Here is a 17,816-nt window from a genome sequence, read left to right on the forward strand (position 1 = left end):
TGACAGAGGTGAACATAGAAGCATACGATGTGGATTCGTTGAGAAAGATGGTCAGGATACTTGAATATGAGAACAGATTATTAAAAGATAAATTGAAGAAAGCAAGTATTCCATATGATGAGGTAAATCCTTTCGAAGAAAAAATAGAAAATGCAGAAGAGTATGACCCGGATCAGGGGGAACGTATTGTGAATCCTTCGTTTATTACAGAAGAGATGGCAATTCGTTTCTTTTCGATGTTTTGGGGAAGAGAAGATGTATATGCCAGACGAGGTAAGAACGGTGGTTATTTTCCCCAATGTGATAATCGTTGGAATGACAGGCTTTGCCCTAAGCAACGTAAAGAGAAGGTATTTTGTGATGAGTGTGAAAATACCAAATGGACAAGGCTGGATGTTAAAAAAATAATTGCTCATTTGTTGGGATTTAAAGAGGATGGTTCAGATGTAATCGGTGTATATCCTCTATTGCCAAATGGTACATGCAGATTTATTGTATTTGATTTTGATAACCATGAAAAAGGAGCGGAAGCTACCGATTTTGCCAATACGGATAATGAGTGGCATAAAGAAGTGGATGCTCTTAGAAAAATGTGTGAGCTTAATGGTATCAGACCTTTAGTTGAGAGATCCCGCTCCGGGAAAGGAGCACATGTATGGATTTTCTTTAAAAAGGCAATACCAGCGGCAACGGCAAGAAATTTCGGATTTCTCTTGTTGGATAAAGGTTCAACTTCCATTAATCTGAAATCTTTTCATTATTATGACAGAATGTATCCTTCACAGGATGTGACAAGCAGTATAGGTAATTTGATTGCATTACCGTTACAGGGACAGGCACTTAAGAATGGAAATAGTGCTTTTGTAGATGAAAATTGGAATGCATATCCGGATCAATGGGATGTTCTTTTTAATAAAACGGAGAAGCTGGGCATAGAAGATATTGAACAATACATGGCAAAATGGCAGGGAGAATTAGCAGAAGCCAGAGGAATGCTTGCTAATATTGAAAAAAACGCCAGACCCAAACCATGGAAAAAGAAGTGCGAGTTTTCTAAAGCTGATGTTGTAGGCAAGCTGCACATGGTATTGGGTAATGGAGTTTATATTGATACTTTGAACCTTATGCCAAGAATACAAAATCAGATTCGTAGTCTGGCAGCATTTGATAATCCGGAATTTTATAAAAATAAAAGGCTTGGATATTCAAATTACTACAATTTTAGTGCTGTGTATTTAGGAAAAGATATAGATGGGTACATACAGGTCCCGAGGGGACTGAGAGAAAAATTAATTGAAGAATGTGAAAAGGCAGGGATTTCTATTGATGTTTCTGATCAGAGAGAAACAGGACATCCAATCCGAGTATCTTTTAAGGGAGATTTGCGAACACAGCAGGAACTGGCGGCAGAAAAATTACTGTCACATTCAAATGGGGTTCTGAGTGCAGCAACTGCATTTGGTAAGACGGTAGTATGTAGTTATCTTATTGCGGAGCGAAAAGTAAATACGCTTATCCTGTTACAAAGTAAAGACTTACTGAATCAGTGGGTCGATGAATTGAATAAGTTTTTGGAAATAAAAGAAGAACCACCGGAATATGAAACAAAAACAGGAAGAAAGAAAAAGCGAGACAGTGTGATAGGAATTTTGCACGGCAGTAAAAATACGTTAACAGGTATCATAGATGTTGCAATGGTTGGTTCTATGTATAGCAGGGGAAAGTTTAATGAACGGATTAGTTCTTATGGAATGGTAATCATGGATGAATGCCATCACGCAGCTTCCAATACATCCATGGAATTATTACAGAAAATTAATGCAAAGTATGTGTATGGTGTTTCAGCTACACCAAAACGTGGTGACAGCCTTGACAGGATCATTTATATGTTGCTGGGTCCACTGAGACACAGGTTTACTGCGTTGGAGAGGGCGCAAGAGCAGGGAATCGGACATTATTTTGTCCCGAGATATACAAGAGTAGTCGATAATGCAGAAAGCAAGGATGATATCAATAAGGCATATAGTCTGATTAGTACCAGTCGGGTACGTAATGAGATGATTGTAAACGATGTGATAACTTGTGTTACAAGAAAACAGACCCCGGTAATTTTGACAAAGTTTAAGGAGCATGCAAAATTTTTATTTGATGCTTTGAAAGAGGAAGCAGATCATGTATTTCTTCTATATGGTGATAACTCCGATAAGGAAAATGCAGAAATACGAGTAAGGTTAAAGCAGGTTCCTGAAAATGAAACGCTTATTCTAGTTGCAACCGGTCAGAAGATAGGAGAAGGGTTTGACTTTCCAAGACTGGATGTATTAATGCTTGCAGCTCCTGTGTCTTTTGAGGGGCGTCTTGAACAGTATGTGGGAAGACTGAATAGAGATCATCCCGGAAAAGAAGCTGTTTATGTGTATGATTATATTGATTCTCATGTCCGCTTCTTTGATAAGATGTATGCAAAAAGGTTAAGAACATACAAAAAGACAGGATTTTCAATATGGACGGGAGAGTTGCAGTCTAAACAGATGATAAATGCAATATTCGATTCCGGAAATTACACTGAAAAGTTTGAGCAGGATATAGTGGAGGCAGAAAAAATGGTGGTAATTTCCAGCCCGGATATCAGACAGGACAAGATTGAGCGATTCTTATTCCTGATGAAGGGAAGACAGGAAGCAGGCGTAAAGGTAACTATCATCACAACAGATCCGGAAGAGATTGTTTATGGAAGTTCGGATGTATGCCATGAGTTAATCAGAACAATGCAGCTGGTAGGAATGAATGTAGTAACAAAAACAGAAGTAGAAGAACGGTTTGCTGTTATTGATGATGAATTAGTATGGCATGGTGGCATGAATCTTCTTGGAAAAGTAGATGTTTGGGATAATTTAATGCGTATCAGGAATCATCAGGTTGCAGCGGAATTGTTGGAAATTGCACTGAGATATTTATCAGAAAAATAAGGAGATACTTATGAAAAAAAAGACAAAATGCTATATCTATATCCGTGTCTCCACCACCATGCAGGTGGATGGTTACAGCCTGGATGCACAGAGAGATAAACTGAGAAAGTATGCTGAGTATCAGAATATGGAGATTGTACAGGAATTTGCAGATGAAGGAAAATCCGGTAAAAGCGTAGAAGGCAGACCGGAATTTCAGCGGATGTTGGACAATATTGAAGATGGTAAGGACGATGTACAGTTTGTGCTTGTATTTAAGCTTTCCCGTTTTGGGCGTAATGCGGCAGATGTTTTGAATTCATTGCAGCGGATGCAGGATTTTGGAGTGAATCTGATCTGTGTGGAGGATGGCATTGACAGTTCCAAAGACAGTGGAAAGTTGATGATTTCTGTTTTGTCAGCGGTAGCAGAAATTGAACGTGAAAATATTCTGGTGCAGACTATGGAAGGACGGAAGCAGAAGGCCAGAGAAGGAAAATGGAACGGTGGCTTTGCTCCCTATGGTTACAAACTGGTAAACGGAGAACTTCAGATTGCAGAGGACGAAGCAGAGGTAATTCGATTGATCTTTGATAAATTTATCCATACCAATATGGGAATGAGTGCGATTGCGTCATGGCTGAACCAACATGGATATAAAAAGAAAAAGAGACAGAATAATACGCTGGATGCTTTTGCAACTTCATTTATCAAAGGTGTTCTGGATAATCCGATCTATTGTGGTAAACTGGCATTTGGTCGTAGAAAGAATGAAAAAGTCCCCGGAACAAGAAATGAATATCGGATTGTGAAGCAGGAAGAGTATATGCTGAACGATGGCATCCATGAAGGTATCATTTCAGAAGAGGATTGGGAACTGGCACATCAGAAACGTCAGAAAACAGGAATATCCTATGAAAAGACACACAGTCTGGAACATGAACATATCTTATCCGGCATTTTGAAATGCCCTCTTTGTGGCAGCGGAATGTATGGGAATGTCAATCGAAAAAAGAGAAAAGACGGTACGGCATATAAGGACTATTTTTATTATGCCTGCAAGCATCGAAGGCTGGTGGATGGGCATAATTGCAGCTACCGCAAACAATGGAGTGAAGATAGGGTGAATGATGCGGTAGAGGAAGTAATCCGGAAACTTGTGCAGAATCCCAAATTTGAGGAGGCAATTATAAAGAAGATCGGTGCAAGGATTGACACGTCGGAAGTGGAAAAGGAAATTGAAGAACTGGAGAAACAGCACCGGCAGCTGACCGGAGCAAAGAACAGGCTCGGACAGCAGATGGACAGTCTGGATATTACAGATCGATTTTATGAGAAAAAATATCAGGATATGGAGACAAGATTGTACCGTCTCTATGATGAAATTGAGGGAGTGGAGAACAGTATCAGTGAGGTAAAGAACCGATTACTGAACATCAAACAAAAGAAGATTTCGGAAGATAACGTCTACCAATTCTTACTGTATTTTGATAAACTGTATGATAAGTTCACCGACTTGGAGAAAAAAGAGTTTTTAAGCAGTTTTGTAGAGCAGGTGGACATTTATGAGCAGGAGCAGCCGGATGGCAGATTCCTAAAGCACATTAAGTTCCGTTTCCCAGTGTATTTTAATGGTGCGGAAACAGAAGAACTTAGTTGGGACAATGAAAGTACCGTCGAGACGGTTGTCTTGCTTTCCAAGGGTGAGGTCGACTCGAGAAAGATTCGGGTTGAGTTCTCTTTGGAAGATATGGATATGTCGGAGTTCCAAGATGGAGCTACCTATCCGCAGATCAAGGAGTATGTGTTGGAGCATACCGGATTAAAGGTGTCCAACCTCTATATCTCACAGATTAAGCGGAAATGTGGGATTGAGGTAGGAAAAAACTATAACCTGCCAAAATCCGAGGATTCCAGACAGCCCCAGTGTCCGCCGGAAAAAGAGAAAGCAATCCGAGAAGCGTTCAAATATTTTGGGATGATCTAACATCCCGCAGAATGGAGGTTTCTTATGGATAGATTGATTTCTTGTGAGTTTAACATGGATACTGCCTGTGTGGAACTGAAATTTGCTGATGGAAGTATGATAGCGATTGACACTATCGCTGTGGAGAACGAGATTGCTGACAACATGTATCAGCGGTCAGAACTGGACTATCTAATCTACAATGACCCGATTGGATATGCTGACTTGATACTGAACGGCGAGCCTGAAGTATATTTGAAAACTGTAACTGAATACAGAAGTTTGGACAGTTGATTTAGGAGCCGCCTATAGCTCAGCCTATGGGCGGCTTAAAATCTGTGATAGACCCGAATATGAACAAAAAGTTAATATTCAGAAAAATCCCCCTGCGTAAGGTCTTGCTTGTGACGCTGCGTAATGTTGTAAAATAAGCGGCGTAAGGAGGTGAAAGCTATGTCAAAATACACAACAGGAGAAATTGCAAAGCTTTGTGGCGTATCTGTTCGGACAGTGCAGTATTACGATTCGAGGAACATTCTCGTTCCCAGCGAGCTGTCGGAGGGTGGTAGGCGGCTTTATTCCGAACAGGATCTGAAGCGAATGAAGATCATTTGTTTTTTACGAGATGCCGGAATATCTATTAACAACATTGGCGAGTTGCTGTCCGAAGATGATCCAGGCAGTGTCATATCTGTTTTGCTGGAACAGCAGGAACAGGCGCTTCGTGAGGAAGTAAGCGAACGGCAAGAAAAACTTGCTATACTTGATGGCATCAAAAAAGAGCTAAGAGGCATTGATAATTTCTCTGTTGAATCTATCGGTGATATAGCTTATGCGATGGAAAACAAAAAGAATATGCAAAAGCTCCATGCCATTCTGCTCATAACCGGAATTCCGCTTGGCATTATCCAGTGGACATCGATTGTTCTGTGGATCACTATGGGAATTTGGTGGCCGTTTGCTGCGTACTGGTTTGTGGCAATTCCCTATGCCGTATGGGTATCAAACTTCTATTTCAAACGGGTAGTATATATCTGTCCGCAGTGCCACGAGGTATTTAAGCCAAACTTCAAGGAAGCGTTTTGGGCAAGACACACGCCGACACTCCGTAAACTGACCTGTACCTGTTGCGGTTATCACGGCTTCTGTGTGGAAACCTACGGAAAGGAGAAAGAGAATGGATAAGATTATGGAATTTCTCCCATTTTTGATCCCGTTGGTCATTGCAGAATTTGCATTGCTCGGCTATACTCTGCATCACATCTTGACCCACAAGAATTATAAACGAGGCAATCGCACGCTGTGGCTCATCATTACCATCGTGTTGATGAACTTTGTCGGGCCTATCATGTACTTCCTGCTCGGCAAGGAGGATGCGTAATGGACATGCTGGCAATAACAAATCTTCAGAAACGCTTCGGGGACAAATCGGTTCTGAAGGGGCTCGATCTGTCTGTTCCCGAATACAGCGTTTTCGGGTTTATTGGTAAAAACGGAGCTGGTAAGACAACCACCATGAAAACGATACTTGGACTTCTCAAAGCAGATGGCGGCGAGATATTGGTATCAGGAGAAAAGGTTGTTTATGGACAGACGGCAACAAACAGACACATTGGTTATCTACCCGATGTACCGGAATTCTATCCATTTATGACAGCACCGGAATATCTCTCTTTTTGCGGTGAGATCACCGGAATGAGCAGAATTGAAATCAAAAGCAGAAGCAATGAGCTTCTGAAACTTGTTGGGCTTGGCAATGAAAAACATCGAATCAAAGGTTTTTCCAGAGGTATGAAACAACGGCTTGGAATTGCCCAGGCACTCTTAAACCGTCCGAAGCTGCTCATCTGCGATGAACCCACCTCTGCCCTTGATCCTGTGGGACGAAAAGAAATACTGGATATTCTGATGGCAGTTAGAGAACAGACGACCGTCTTATTCTCCACACACATTCTGTCTGATGTGGAGCGCATCTGCACCGATGTGGCATTTTTAAATGACGGTGTAGTGAACATCCAGGGGAAACTGTCAGATATAAAATCCCAATACCGTACAGAGGAGTATGTTCTTGAAACAGGAAACGAGGAAGAACTGAAACTGCTTATGAACGTATTTGCGGGACTGAAAAAATCCGGCATGAATACAGCCTCTTTCCGTGAGAACGATCACACCCTGTTTGACATACTGCGCTTTGTTACGGATAATCGTATCCGTCTGCTGAAAATAGAACGGGTTGAACCTACACTTGAAACTTTGTTTATGGAGGTGGTGGAGAAATGAAATCTTTACTTGCCTTTATGAAAAAAGAATGGATGGAACAGGTGCGATCAGGGCGACTGTTGATTCTTGTCATAATCTTCATTTTGCTTGGTATCATGAATCCTGCTGTTGCAAAACTGACGCCTTGGCTGATTGAAATGATGGCGGATTCTCTTGAAGCAAGCGGTATGACGGTTACGGCTGTTACGGTAAGCGCAATGGATTCATGGGTGCAGTTCTTCAAAAATGCTCCGATGGGACTGATTGCATTTATATTGCTTGAAAGCAGCATCTTTACGAAAGAATATCAGTCAGGCACTTTGGTGCTTGCTCTGACAAAAGGACTCGACCGGCATAAGGTAGTGATTTCCAAAGCAATCATTTTGACTCTGTTCTGGACAGTTTGTTATTGGTTCTGCTTCACTATCACCTTTGGCTACAACACTTATTTCTGGGATAATTCCATAGCGCAGAATTTATTTTTTTCTGTCATTTGCTGGTGGCTGTTCGGATCATTGGTGGTAGCTTTGACCGTGCTGTTTTCCACGTTGTCCAACTCAAACACGGGTGTGCTTGCCGGAACAGGCTGTACAGTTCTGGTATCGTATTTGATTGGCCTAATCCCGAAAGCAAAGGAATATCTTCCTACTCTGTTGATGGACGGAAATTCCCTCATTTACGGAACGGTGGAGGCACGGTCATATGTTACGGCAATTTACATCACCGTTCTTTTGAGTGTGGTCTGTTTGGCAATCAGCTTTCCTGTCTTTAATAAGAAGTATTTATGAGCTAAAGGCATCGCTTCGGCGGTGCCTTTATTCCTTTGCTGGGATTTTGGAAATTTTCGAAATTTCTACAAGCAGTCTTCTCAAAATCGGTCAACGGATTTAGAATATGCTTGACCGAAACGGTTTATGGAGGTGACACGATGAATGAACGCTTTTATACCCTGCCGCCAGAGAAGCAGCAAGCTATCATCAATGCGGGCTACCGGGTATTTTCACAAAATTCGTACAAAAACAGTCCTATGAGTGAGATTGCTGCCGAGGCGGGAATCAGCAAATCTCTGCTGTTCCATTATTTTCACAACAAGAAGGAGTTGTACTTGTTCCTGTGGGACAAATGCGCCGAAACGACAATTGAATTTCTGACCAGATATGGATGCTACGGACAGACGGAGCTGTTTGAAAGCATGGAACGAGGTATGCGGGCAAAAATGGAAATCATCCGCTTGTACCCGGATATGGGCAACTTCACAATCAAGGCATTTTACGAAAAGGATGCAGGAATCAGTGCAGCTATTCAGGAGAGCTATCACAGGTATTTCAATCTGAAAGCGGATAAAACACGCCTGAACCTCGATCCCTCTCAATTTATACCAGGACTGGATATTCCTATGATGTATCGGGAAATGTATTGGGCTTCGGAGGGTTATCTTTGGGAAATGGTGCAGCAAGGCAATGTGGATATAGAGAAAATGGAAAAGGATTTCACAAAACTGTTGGCCTTTTGGAAAAGCATCTATCTGCGTAAGGAGTAAAAATCATGGAAGCAATTAAAACGGAGAATTTAACCAAATATTACGGGAAATCCAGAGGTGTTTTGGAACTGAATCTGTCTGTGGAGCAGGGCGAAGTGTTCGGTTTTATCGGGCCAAATGGTGCGGGAAAATCTACCACCATTCGTACCCTGCTGGGACTGGTATCCCCCACAAAAGGCAGTGCTCAGATTTTCGGTATGGACACGGTAAAGAATAAAGAAGCTGTTTTGCAGAAGGTTGGGTATCTTCCGTCAGAAGCGATTTTTTATCCCGGCATGAAGGTAAAGGACATCTTGAAATTATCTGCCGACCTGCGCAAAAAGAATTGTGCAGCCGAAAGCAAATCCCTCTGTGGGCGTTTGCAGTTGGATAGAAACCGAAAGGTGGACGAATTATCCTTTGGCAATCGAAAGAAAGTCGCCATCATCTGTGCTTTGCAGCATCGTCCGGAACTTTTGATTTTGGATGAACCCACCGGTGGTCTTGATCCGCTTATGCAGCGTGAATTTTTTGAAATCATCCGGGAGCGCAGCAGTCAGGGAACAACCGTATTTCTTTCCAGCCATATTCTATCCGAAGTACAGCATAATTGCTCCCGTGCCGCCATTATTCGGGAAGGCAGAATAATTGCTTGCGACAGTGTGGATACTTTGGCAAAAACAAATGCCAAGCGAGTGTCTCTGCGGGGAACTGTTGACCTGACGGATTTGACCGGGATTCGGGATCAGGTTACGGTAGACGGAATCACCAGCTTCCTATTCGGCGGCGATATAAACCAATTGCTTCGGCAGCTTTCGGACGGAAACATCTTGGACATCCATATTTCGGAGCCTGATCTGGAGGAAATCTTCCTGCATTATTATGAAAAGGACGGTGATAGAGTATGACGATTGTAAAGCACGAATTAAAGCAAGGAAAAAATTCCTTTTTGATATGGACAGCGGCAATCGCCATGCTGCTTGCAGTTTGCGTGTTTTTGTTCCCGGAAATGAAAGGGGAAATGGATGGCATCAGTGATGTATTTGCCTCTATGGGTTCTTTTACTGCGGCCTTTGGTATGGATCGCCTGAATTTCGGCACACTGGTCGGCTTCTATGCCATTGAGTGCGGAAATGTGCTGGGACTTGGCGGTGCATTTTATGCTGCGCTTTGTGCCGTAGGCATTCTCAGTAAAGAGGAGAAGGAGCGGACTGCCGAATTTCTTCTGACCCATCCTGTCAGCCGTGTCAAAATCATTACGGAAAAACTGATTGCTGTTCTGATTCAAATAACAGCGTTGAATCTAATTATTTATGCCATTTCCGTCGGCTCCATGGTTATAATCGGGGAGGAGATTCCCTGGGAAGAAATAAATCTGTTGCATCTTGCTTACTATCTGCTTCAAATTGAATTGGCGGGCATTTGCTTTGGTATCTCTGCATTTCTACGCAAAGGAAGCACTGGCGTGGGACTTGGCATTGCGGTGATGATGTATTTTATGAACCTGGTCGCCAACATCGCCGAAGTTGCGGAGTTCTTGAAATACATAACACCTTTCGGATATTGTGAGGGCGCTGACATTGTGAGCAACGGGTATTTAGATGGTACTTTAATTGCAATTGGTCTTATATTCGGGACGGTGGGAATTGTTGCTGCCTATTGGAAATACACCCGAAAAGATATTCATTCCGCATAAAGAAACCGCTGCAATTTTCATCCCTTGTCGGATGGAAGTTGCAGCGGTTTTTCTGATTTATGGATTCTGTTGTTTCTGCTTTAGCGCTTCATTGAGCCTTTCTGTTCTGTTTTTGGTTATTGAATAAATGAGCGCCCATATCACGATATAGCCCACAAGAAAAATAGCCGAGAAAACTACGATGGACATTACACCCCAATCCAGCCAATCGTTAAGCAAATAAGTGACGAGATAGCTGATATATAAAACGCTGCCGTGAATCAAAATTGCCACCATCAAGGGCAACCGTTCAATTTGATAAATGGCGTTCATACCTCCTGCAATAAAAGCAAGTGCGGTTATTGAAAAGATTCCAATGCAGACCTGATTTACGGTTAGAGTCTCTACGGCAGCGGTCTGTTGCAAAATCAGATAGAGTATCGCTAAAATGATGGGACCCATGCCGCAAGCTGCAAACCCTCGGCGCAAAAACTCCAAAACAAACTTTTTCATATTCATTCATACCTCCTTCTGATTTCCGCAAAGCAGCGTCTGGAAACATATTCCCTATAGCCACATTGAAATACGGCATCCACACCGCCGCTGAACACCGCATCAAATCGCAGAATACGGTGTTCATTGGCAAGGGTAGATTTGTTAATGCGGATAAAGTAAGAGGGTAGGATACCTTCCAAGTCACGAAGCCTGTCCTTGAGTGAAAAGTGGTTACCACCTATATCAATGGCAATTACTTTTCTGTTCAGAATGGTAATACATTCGATTTCTGAAAATGCCAGTTTCCGCATCTCGTCATCCCTGTATCCCATAATGTAGTCCTCACCGGAATAGCTACAAACAAGATTCTCGATTTGCTGTGTCAGAGAAGAAGGTGCATGAACGACTGCTATAATTTCTTCTTCTGCGTTTTTATCGATAATGAGCTTATATTTCATCTCCTCAATCCTTACTGTTTTTTCATTTGCCTAAGAAAGCAGAATACGGCAATAACTGTTATCAATACACCATACAGCAAAACGGGTAGAATGTGCGTTGCTGCAAGTTCAAAATTACCGCTGAATAGTGCTTTTTCCAATTCGGCTGCGTGCATAAAGGGCAGCGCATTGGCAATTTTCTCAAATGCCCCTCCCACAAGCTCCAGATCAAACCACACACCGGAAAGCCATGCAGAGAGATTGGTCAGCAATGCCCCACAGATACCGCCAACCTGTTTCACTCCAAAAACGCTGCCGCAAAAAAGTCCCAAAGAAATATTGAAAACAGCCATAGGGATGATGCCAATGACAGCGTACACGATATTTACGCTGACAGTCAGCCCCAACGGAATCGCAAACAGATAGCAGATCAGAACCTGTCCGATAGCAATAGGTAATAGCGGGAGCATATATCCCATGATAAAGTCAAATCCCGTAAGCGGAGTAGTATACAACCTCTGCAAGAGGGCGCTTTCCCGGTCTTTTGCGATTAGTGTTGCGGAAAACAGAGTCATAAACGACAGCCCGAATACGGTAATGCCCGGAGTCAGTGTGTCGATTTCAAACAGGCTTACCGGGATATTAGCCTGTATCGCACTAAGCAGAACCAGCAAAACCAAAGGGAATCCCAGACCGAAACCAAGGTTGATCGGATCACGCAAAATCTCTTTTGAACATCTTTTGGCAAATGTCATCATTCTCATACCACAGTATCCTCCTTCACAATAGAAACGAACGCTGTTTCAAAATCATTTGTTCCTGCTAATGCGTTCAGTTCTTCTACTGTTCCTACCGCAAGAAGTTTTCCGCTTTTCATAATGCCGATGCGGTCAGAAAGAGCCTCTGCTTCTTCCATGTAATGCGTTGTCAGAATGATGGTTATCTTGCCTTTAAGTGAACGAATTGTTTCCCAAAGCTCGTGCCTTGCAATGACATCCAAACCAAGGGTAGGTTCGTCCAGAAACAGGATTTGCGGTTCGCTGATCAGAGCCATGGCAATGCTGACTCTGCGTTGCCAACCGCCGGATAACTTACCAGCTTTTCTTTTCAAAACGGTATCCAAAGCGAATTGCCCGGAAAGTTCTCGAATCTTTTCTTCCGTTTTACCTTTTGAAAAACTGTGGATGCCGCAGATCAGTTCCAGATTTTCTTTCACGGAGAGGTTAGGAGCAACAGCCGTTTCCTGCGGAGATACGCCAATCAGCCGCTTTACCTGTTCAGGCTCCTTTGTAATGCTATAGCCCCCTACGAGGGCATCTCCGCCCGTGGGCTTTGTCAGACAGGAGAGCATTTTAATAGTTGTGGTCTTTCCTGCGCCGTTTACACCCAGTAGAGAAAACAATTCTCCCTGCTGAATATCTAAATAGAGCCTGTCCACGGCAGTCAGGGTTTTATACTGCTTGACAAGTTCCATGGTTTTAATTGCTTGCATTTGTGATATCCTCCATTTTGATTTTATTTGCCAGTACTATCATAGCAAATCAAAATGGAGAAATGTTGATTTCTGTCTGTTCGGTCGATTTTGATGTCTCATCGGTTTATTATTGAACTTCACAACTCGAATGCAACCATTATTTCCTTGGGCAGCTTTTCGTTCTCACAGTTCAAAAGATACGCTATCGCCCGGTTTGCATAGCGGTTTGTTTTCATCGTGTCCCAATCGGCAAGACGGATGATTTCCGCTGTGCCGTTCTCAAAATCAAATGAAATCTCGCCCCATTCGCTGTCGCAGTCTGCTTGATATTCGTAGATTGCAGTGGCGATTTTCTTTTTGCGCTTGGTTTTGGATTTCTGTTTCAGACGGACAGCATGGAGCGCACCTTCGGCAACCAGCAGTTCTGTCAGCTTGTCCACCGCTTTCCGGTAGGCTCGCTCTGCACCGCTGGCTGTGCTGCCCTCAAACATCACAGCCAGTTCTTCAAAGGTGGGGCGGCCTTTCCATGAGCCGACACGCCCGCAGGTCATGCAAATCGCCAACCGTTTTTCAAGTAAGGTCTGCTCCCGGTAATTCAGCTTCTCAAATGCTCGCTGCACCTTTTCTGCCTGTATGCCGTTCCAGAGGATGTCGGTATAGTTCCAAGTATCATCAAGGGCAACATCCTCGCCAGTTTCCTCGCCGTCCTCGTCTGTCACATAGAAAGGCTGTTGATTGCGGATGCCACGGACAACTTTCAAATATTCTTCCGCAAGGGCAAGGTCACAGTTATACTTTTTGGAAAACTCGCTGACCGCATCCTTGGTGTTATGGTACAGCCATGCCATTGACCGCACCATTTTGTAATTAGTCAGAGAGGATACCGACCATTTTTCTTCGCCCATACGGAAACGGAGCATAGCATCCCGTATGAACGGGAAAATGTATGTAGCATACTCCGCACCCTTGGCAGGATCATAGTCCATCAGCTTTTGGAGCATTTGTTCCCGGCAGGAGAGCTTTATATCTATAAAACGGTCTGTATCGTACAGATCGCCGCCATCCACGCCGAGAAAGGATTTGATGCGCTTGTTGAGCTGCGGCTCGTAGTGGTGCAGGAAGAACGAAAAATATAGCAGATTCTTTTCCCGCAAAGCAGACAGGATATATTCGTTCAGACTGTCCACCGCTGGCGGCTCCGGGTCCAGTTGGAAGATGCGCTCTGCCACATAGGGAATGATGCCATCACCGTGCGGATTGACTTGGTATTTTGGTATGTATCCGATCATATTCCATGTAAAATCATTCAGCATAGCGCACCTCCTTCCGGTTTAACAATGCGTATAAAGATTTAGAAAACTGAAATTTTCTGTTCACCCTAACAGGGGTCTGCTAATCTTAATTACCTATATTAACTACAATAAATCTCTATTGCTTTTGCCACAAATACAGCAGTTCCTCTTCCAGCAGCTTTATCGATATTTTCAGTAAATTCTCCACCAGAAGCATACATTGCACCAAGCCCCTTTAAAACCTCATTAGAGCATTTATAAAAATGCTCCGAAATATAGTCTTGCAGTTTCTTAACTTCAAACTGTACTTCCGCATGCTCCGGTTCCTTATCTTTCATTTTTCCAAACTCTACAAATATAAGCATGAGGTTTTTCCAAGCCATTTTTTGTGCGTCTGGAGACTGATTGTTTGCATTTTCTTCATATTCCTTATATTCTGAAGTCTGTCCCCATTGCTCTTTTGCCTTTCTGGCATACTCATCCATTCTTGTTGTATCAAATACTTTAAAATCCATTTTATTCACTCCTGTCGTTTTTATTTTACGAGCGAAATTAATAAGAACTTCAAGATGCTCTTTTTTCATAGTAAGCAACTCAATTTGTTGCTCCAACGCTTTGCTTCTATCAAAATTGGGTGCATCAATTATCGTCTTAATTTCCTTTAGTGGGAATTCAAGTTCTTTAAACAGTAGAATTTGTTGCAGCCTTTCCATTGCTGTATCGTCATACAGTCGATATCCTGCCTCTGTATATTCAGTCGGTGGCAGGAGTCCTATGGTATCATAATATTGCAGAGTGCGTATACTCACTCCGGTCAATTTGCTTACTTCATTTACTGTCATCATTGGCTTTTCCCTCCTCTCGATAAGTATACTCTAAACTATTACGCAACGTAGGAGTCAATAGCTTTTTTAAATATTTTGTTAGTTCTACAAATTCAAAGTTCTTTAGGGCTTCTTTCTTCAAAGCAGCCTGTCCCATTTCCTTTTCATAATCACCCTTGGCATAAGCCACATTGCTCAATGCCCGGAGCATCTTATCTTTTGCCAGCTTCTTCATAACCTCCGCAAGATCAGCGTCCAGAGTACCACGCTTCACATAGCGGTTTATGGTATTCAGACGCTTCTCATATATCTGCTTCAGCGGATGATCGTCCGCAAGTTCCCGCTGTTCTCTGCCTTTCAGATTGCCGATCTGCCGACAGGTTCGGTGCAGCTTGTCCCCCGGCGCATAACCGCCGCAATATTTGGTGTGCCTTGCGTTGGTTGTCAGAAACCATTTGCCGCAGATTTTGCATTTCTTAGGCGCATGGCCGACACACAAGCCCTCAAAGAGATCAGATCGGAACATCCCAACAAAGGAAACATAGTGGATTCGTTTGACCAGCTTTGCAACTTCTTCGCCGGGACGGATGACCGATACATACTGAACAGAATTGTTCAGGGTAGACATCCAGGCATTGCCCTCTGTGATAGACAACTCTGGCGGGAAATAGCTGCCGAACATTCTGGCGAAGCCCTCTGCGGTGCGGTCTGCTTCGTTACCGTCTGATTTTTCTGCAAAATCAAGCATTGCCGTTTGATATTCCCCAAGGGAGTATGCCAGATGTCCAAACACAGCGGTATAGCGTTGGAGTATGATTGCATCCGCATATTTCGGAACTTCTTCAAACTGCAAGGAGTTGGTTGCGGCTTTTATAGCAAACTCCACATATTTCAGCGCATTGTCGGCAGTAAATACCTTTTCTATCCGTTCCCGGTGCTTTGGTATGTCCATGTGGGAGAATGGCAGCGTTTTACTGAGAATCCCCAACATTGTCAGAGCAGCTTCCCTTGCCATAGGAAATAGCGCAGAAGCATCCTGCCCGGCGTTCAGCAGACCAAGCAGCAGATTGATTTTCTCGCATTGCTCATTCATCTTTGCAATGGTATCCGCAGGAACATTCAGTGCATCACAGGCAAGAGTGCCGACAGGAAATGTTTTGCCCTCATATATGACCGTATCCTGCCAAAAATCCAATGTCATCAGTTCTTGATTCATGCTTGCCCTCCTGTCCTGTTTTTTGAATTTTTTAATTATACCATGCAAATGTGAAGAAATCTACATTTCCTCCATATAAAAAACACAGGCCGCCAACCTTTCGCAATGCGTACAGTCAACGACCTGTTTTTATCAGTTATTCATGAAAAAAATTGAAGGATTCACCTTACTTCCTCCCTTTTATTTTCATAACCAACATTGGTGAAATCAAAGCCGATAAAACAACAAGTATCCATGTATTTCCAGTCAGAATGTTGTAAGATTGAAGCAAGCCTGCAAATCCTTCACCAGATTTGATGTAGGATGACAAGTCAAATAAGTTCGTCAAAACAAACCACATCACGCCAAATAAAATGTAATCTCGTTTTACACACCCTTTGATTTTAGGCACAAACAGATATGCAACAAGAAAGATGCAAACGCTCAAAATAAACCCGCTTAATGGGAGTGCCAGTATCTCAAGATGCACCATAAGCACATATTCACGGAATCCACCATTTAATATTGCGATAGGTATAATCATAACCCATATCAAAAACACAATCACATACTTCTTCATATAAATCTTTCTATCTCCATTTTTCAATTTGCTTCAGCAACGGTTCTAAATAGGATTGATCCGTCCAATCACATTTTTGCCCCACTGTACACATCAATGCTTTTTGCCAGGGCTCATATTCATCCGGATTTTGTTTTGCAACTGCTTTCTGGAGCATCTTACAAAGCGCTCTGTCCGTAAATTTCATTGTTTCTTCATCCCAAGCCCCTCTGCAATAGAATAGCGGTATACTACGAAGTTCGTTTTTGAAATGCAGGTCTCTCATTTGCAAGATTGCCTTCTCATCGTATGGAGAAGCACCGACTGCAAACACAGCGATCTTTTTATCTGCTAACTGACCTATATTCTTCTTAATAAATTGGAATCCTGCAATGCCGGAAGCGTAAACACCGCCACCCAGCAGGATCACATCATAGGGTTTCAGATCCACAGCATTTGCGTTTTTTGTTTCAGCACAATCATACCCGGTCATTTCGGCTAACCAGTCCGCATACTTTTTTGTTGCGCCATATTTCGATTGAAATAAAATAATACCTTTACTCATGTCCCTGAATCTCCTGTAAGTTATCTCCGATTTGTATAATGGTCTGTATGGTTGTTTGCAGCTGTTCCTCTGACACATCGTCAAACATTTTCTTCATGATTTTCATGGTCATTTCATCATTTTTTGCACAAAACGCTCTGCAATAATCGGTAAGCTCAATACGCTGCTTTCTCTTATCGCTTTCGTCCGCAGTAATATCAACAAATCCTTTCTTTTTAAGCTTCAATAAAATCTGTTTTACATTCTGGTGAGAGCTTCCCATGATCTCCGCAAGCTCCTTGATAGTTGGCTTCTCTTTACACATATTGATACAGATAATTGCAAAAAACTGCTTCCAGCTGATCTCTTGCATCGTACCATCTGCGACTGCTTGAAATCTATTATCAAAGGCACTCAGTAAACCAAGCAAAAAATAGGATTGTTCAATCCCTGTAAAGTCAACTTTGCCACTGTTGATTACTTCTTTAATATTCATTCTATCCTCCATAGGTAATATATTACCTTTAATAAGGTAACACATTACCTATTATTTGTCAATAGAATAGGGCGAAATCTATATTGTAAGATAAGTTGTCCTGTTTTTTGAAATAGGGTTGTCCTGCTTTTAG

General features: G+C 42.6%; 20 protein-coding genes. 10 read left to right on the top strand and 10 right to left on the bottom strand.

What is annotated here, in order from left to right:
- The first annotated feature begins 8 nt into the window (after positions 1–8).
- The 10 genes from EHLA_RS02065 to EHLA_RS02110 all read left to right on the top strand — a co-directional run bounded on the left by EHLA_RS02065 (position 9) and on the right by EHLA_RS02110 (position 10,388).
- Positions 9–2,969, top strand: a complete 2,961-nt coding sequence (locus tag EHLA_RS02065) for a TOTE conflict system archaeo-eukaryotic primase domain-containing protein (RefSeq protein ID WP_096241527.1) — start codon at positions 9–11, stop codon at positions 2,967–2,969.
- Between the two features lie 10 nt (positions 2,970–2,979).
- Positions 2,980–4,935, top strand: a complete 1,956-nt coding sequence (locus tag EHLA_RS02070; protein ID WP_096239137.1) for a recombinase family protein — start codon at positions 2,980–2,982, stop codon at positions 4,933–4,935.
- 24 nt (positions 4,936–4,959) lie between these two features.
- Positions 4,960–5,208 (top strand): DUF6061 family protein, encoded by a 249-nt coding sequence (locus tag EHLA_RS02075; RefSeq protein WP_096239138.1) that lies wholly within the window; start codon positions 4,960–4,962, stop codon positions 5,206–5,208.
- Positions 5,209–5,367: 159 nt separating this feature from the next.
- Positions 5,368–6,099, top strand: coding sequence for a MerR family transcriptional regulator (locus EHLA_RS02080; protein WP_096239139.1), 732 nt, complete (start codon positions 5,368–5,370; stop codon positions 6,097–6,099).
- A complete protein-coding gene (locus EHLA_RS02085) occupies positions 6,092–6,295 on the top strand; it encodes a PLDc N-terminal domain-containing protein (RefSeq protein ID WP_096239140.1) in 204 nt (67 codons plus the stop codon). The genes EHLA_RS02080 and EHLA_RS02085 overlap by 8 nt, the downstream gene beginning before the upstream one ends.
- Positions 6,295–7,194, top strand: a complete 900-nt coding sequence (locus EHLA_RS02090; protein ID WP_096239141.1) for an ABC transporter ATP-binding protein — start codon at positions 6,295–6,297, stop codon at positions 7,192–7,194. The genes EHLA_RS02085 and EHLA_RS02090 overlap by 1 nt, the downstream gene beginning before the upstream one ends.
- Positions 7,191–7,961 (top strand): ABC transporter permease subunit, encoded by a 771-nt coding sequence (locus tag EHLA_RS02095; protein ID WP_096239142.1) that lies wholly within the window; start codon positions 7,191–7,193, stop codon positions 7,959–7,961. Before EHLA_RS02090 ends, EHLA_RS02095 begins: the two co-directional genes overlap by 4 nt.
- Before the next feature lie 140 nt (positions 7,962–8,101).
- A complete protein-coding gene (locus tag EHLA_RS02100) occupies positions 8,102–8,713 on the top strand; it encodes a TetR/AcrR family transcriptional regulator (protein ID WP_096239143.1) in 612 nt (203 codons plus the stop codon).
- A gap of 5 nt (positions 8,714–8,718) precedes the next feature.
- Complete coding sequence (locus EHLA_RS02105) at positions 8,719–9,600, top strand: ABC transporter ATP-binding protein (RefSeq protein ID WP_096239144.1); 882 nt, start codon at positions 8,719–8,721, stop codon at positions 9,598–9,600.
- On the top strand, positions 9,597–10,388 hold the full coding sequence (locus EHLA_RS02110; protein WP_096239145.1) for an ABC transporter permease subunit: 792 nt from the start codon (positions 9,597–9,599) through the stop codon (positions 10,386–10,388). Before EHLA_RS02105 ends, EHLA_RS02110 begins: the two co-directional genes overlap by 4 nt.
- Before the next feature lie 57 nt (positions 10,389–10,445).
- Here EHLA_RS02110 and EHLA_RS02115 read toward each other — a convergent pair whose 3' ends face one another.
- The 10 genes from EHLA_RS02115 to EHLA_RS02160 all read right to left on the bottom strand — a co-directional run bounded on the left by EHLA_RS02115 (position 10,446) and on the right by EHLA_RS02160 (position 17,683).
- Positions 10,446–10,886 (bottom strand): DUF3021 domain-containing protein, encoded by a 441-nt coding sequence (locus EHLA_RS02115; protein ID WP_096239146.1) that lies wholly within the window; start codon positions 10,884–10,886, stop codon positions 10,446–10,448.
- Entirely contained in the window at positions 10,883–11,320 is a 438-nt protein-coding gene (locus EHLA_RS02120) for a LytTR family DNA-binding domain-containing protein (RefSeq protein WP_096239147.1), read from the bottom strand. The genes EHLA_RS02115 and EHLA_RS02120 overlap by 4 nt, the downstream gene beginning before the upstream one ends.
- An 11-nt stretch (positions 11,321–11,331) precedes the next feature.
- Positions 11,332–12,063, bottom strand: a complete 732-nt coding sequence (locus tag EHLA_RS02125) for an ABC transporter permease (RefSeq protein ID WP_096239148.1) — start codon at positions 12,061–12,063, stop codon at positions 11,332–11,334.
- The gene (locus EHLA_RS02130) at positions 12,060–12,791 is read right to left on the bottom strand and encodes an ABC transporter ATP-binding protein (RefSeq protein ID WP_096239149.1); all 732 of its coding nucleotides are present in this window, start codon (positions 12,789–12,791) and stop codon (positions 12,060–12,062) included. Before EHLA_RS02130 ends, EHLA_RS02125 begins: the two co-directional genes overlap by 4 nt.
- 119 nt (positions 12,792–12,910) lie before the next feature.
- Positions 12,911–14,086, bottom strand: coding sequence for a hypothetical protein (locus EHLA_RS02135; RefSeq protein WP_096239150.1), 1,176 nt, complete (start codon positions 14,084–14,086; stop codon positions 12,911–12,913).
- A 98-nt stretch (positions 14,087–14,184) separates the two neighbouring features.
- Positions 14,185–14,910, bottom strand: coding sequence for a MerR family transcriptional regulator (locus tag EHLA_RS02140; RefSeq protein WP_096239151.1), 726 nt, complete (start codon positions 14,908–14,910; stop codon positions 14,185–14,187).
- Positions 14,894–16,105: a DUF6076 domain-containing protein gene (locus EHLA_RS02145; protein ID WP_242970651.1), complete on the bottom strand. Its 1,212-nt coding sequence runs from the start codon at positions 16,103–16,105 to the stop codon at positions 14,894–14,896. The genes EHLA_RS02140 and EHLA_RS02145 overlap by 17 nt, the downstream gene beginning before the upstream one ends.
- A 166-nt stretch (positions 16,106–16,271) precedes the next feature.
- Complete coding sequence (locus tag EHLA_RS02150) at positions 16,272–16,664, bottom strand: hypothetical protein (RefSeq protein ID WP_096239152.1); 393 nt, start codon at positions 16,662–16,664, stop codon at positions 16,272–16,274.
- 10 nt (positions 16,665–16,674) lie between these two features.
- Positions 16,675–17,208, bottom strand: coding sequence for a flavodoxin domain-containing protein (locus EHLA_RS02155; RefSeq protein WP_096239153.1), 534 nt, complete (start codon positions 17,206–17,208; stop codon positions 16,675–16,677).
- Positions 17,201–17,683 (bottom strand): MarR family winged helix-turn-helix transcriptional regulator, encoded by a 483-nt coding sequence (locus EHLA_RS02160; RefSeq protein ID WP_096239154.1) that lies wholly within the window; start codon positions 17,681–17,683, stop codon positions 17,201–17,203. The genes EHLA_RS02155 and EHLA_RS02160 overlap by 8 nt, the downstream gene beginning before the upstream one ends.
- Positions 17,684–17,816: the final 133 nt, after the last annotated feature.

The sequence above is a fragment of the Anaerobutyricum hallii genome (genome assembly GCF_900209925.1).
GTDB classification, from domain to species: Bacteria; Bacillota; Clostridia; order Lachnospirales; family Lachnospiraceae; genus Anaerobutyricum; species Anaerobutyricum soehngenii.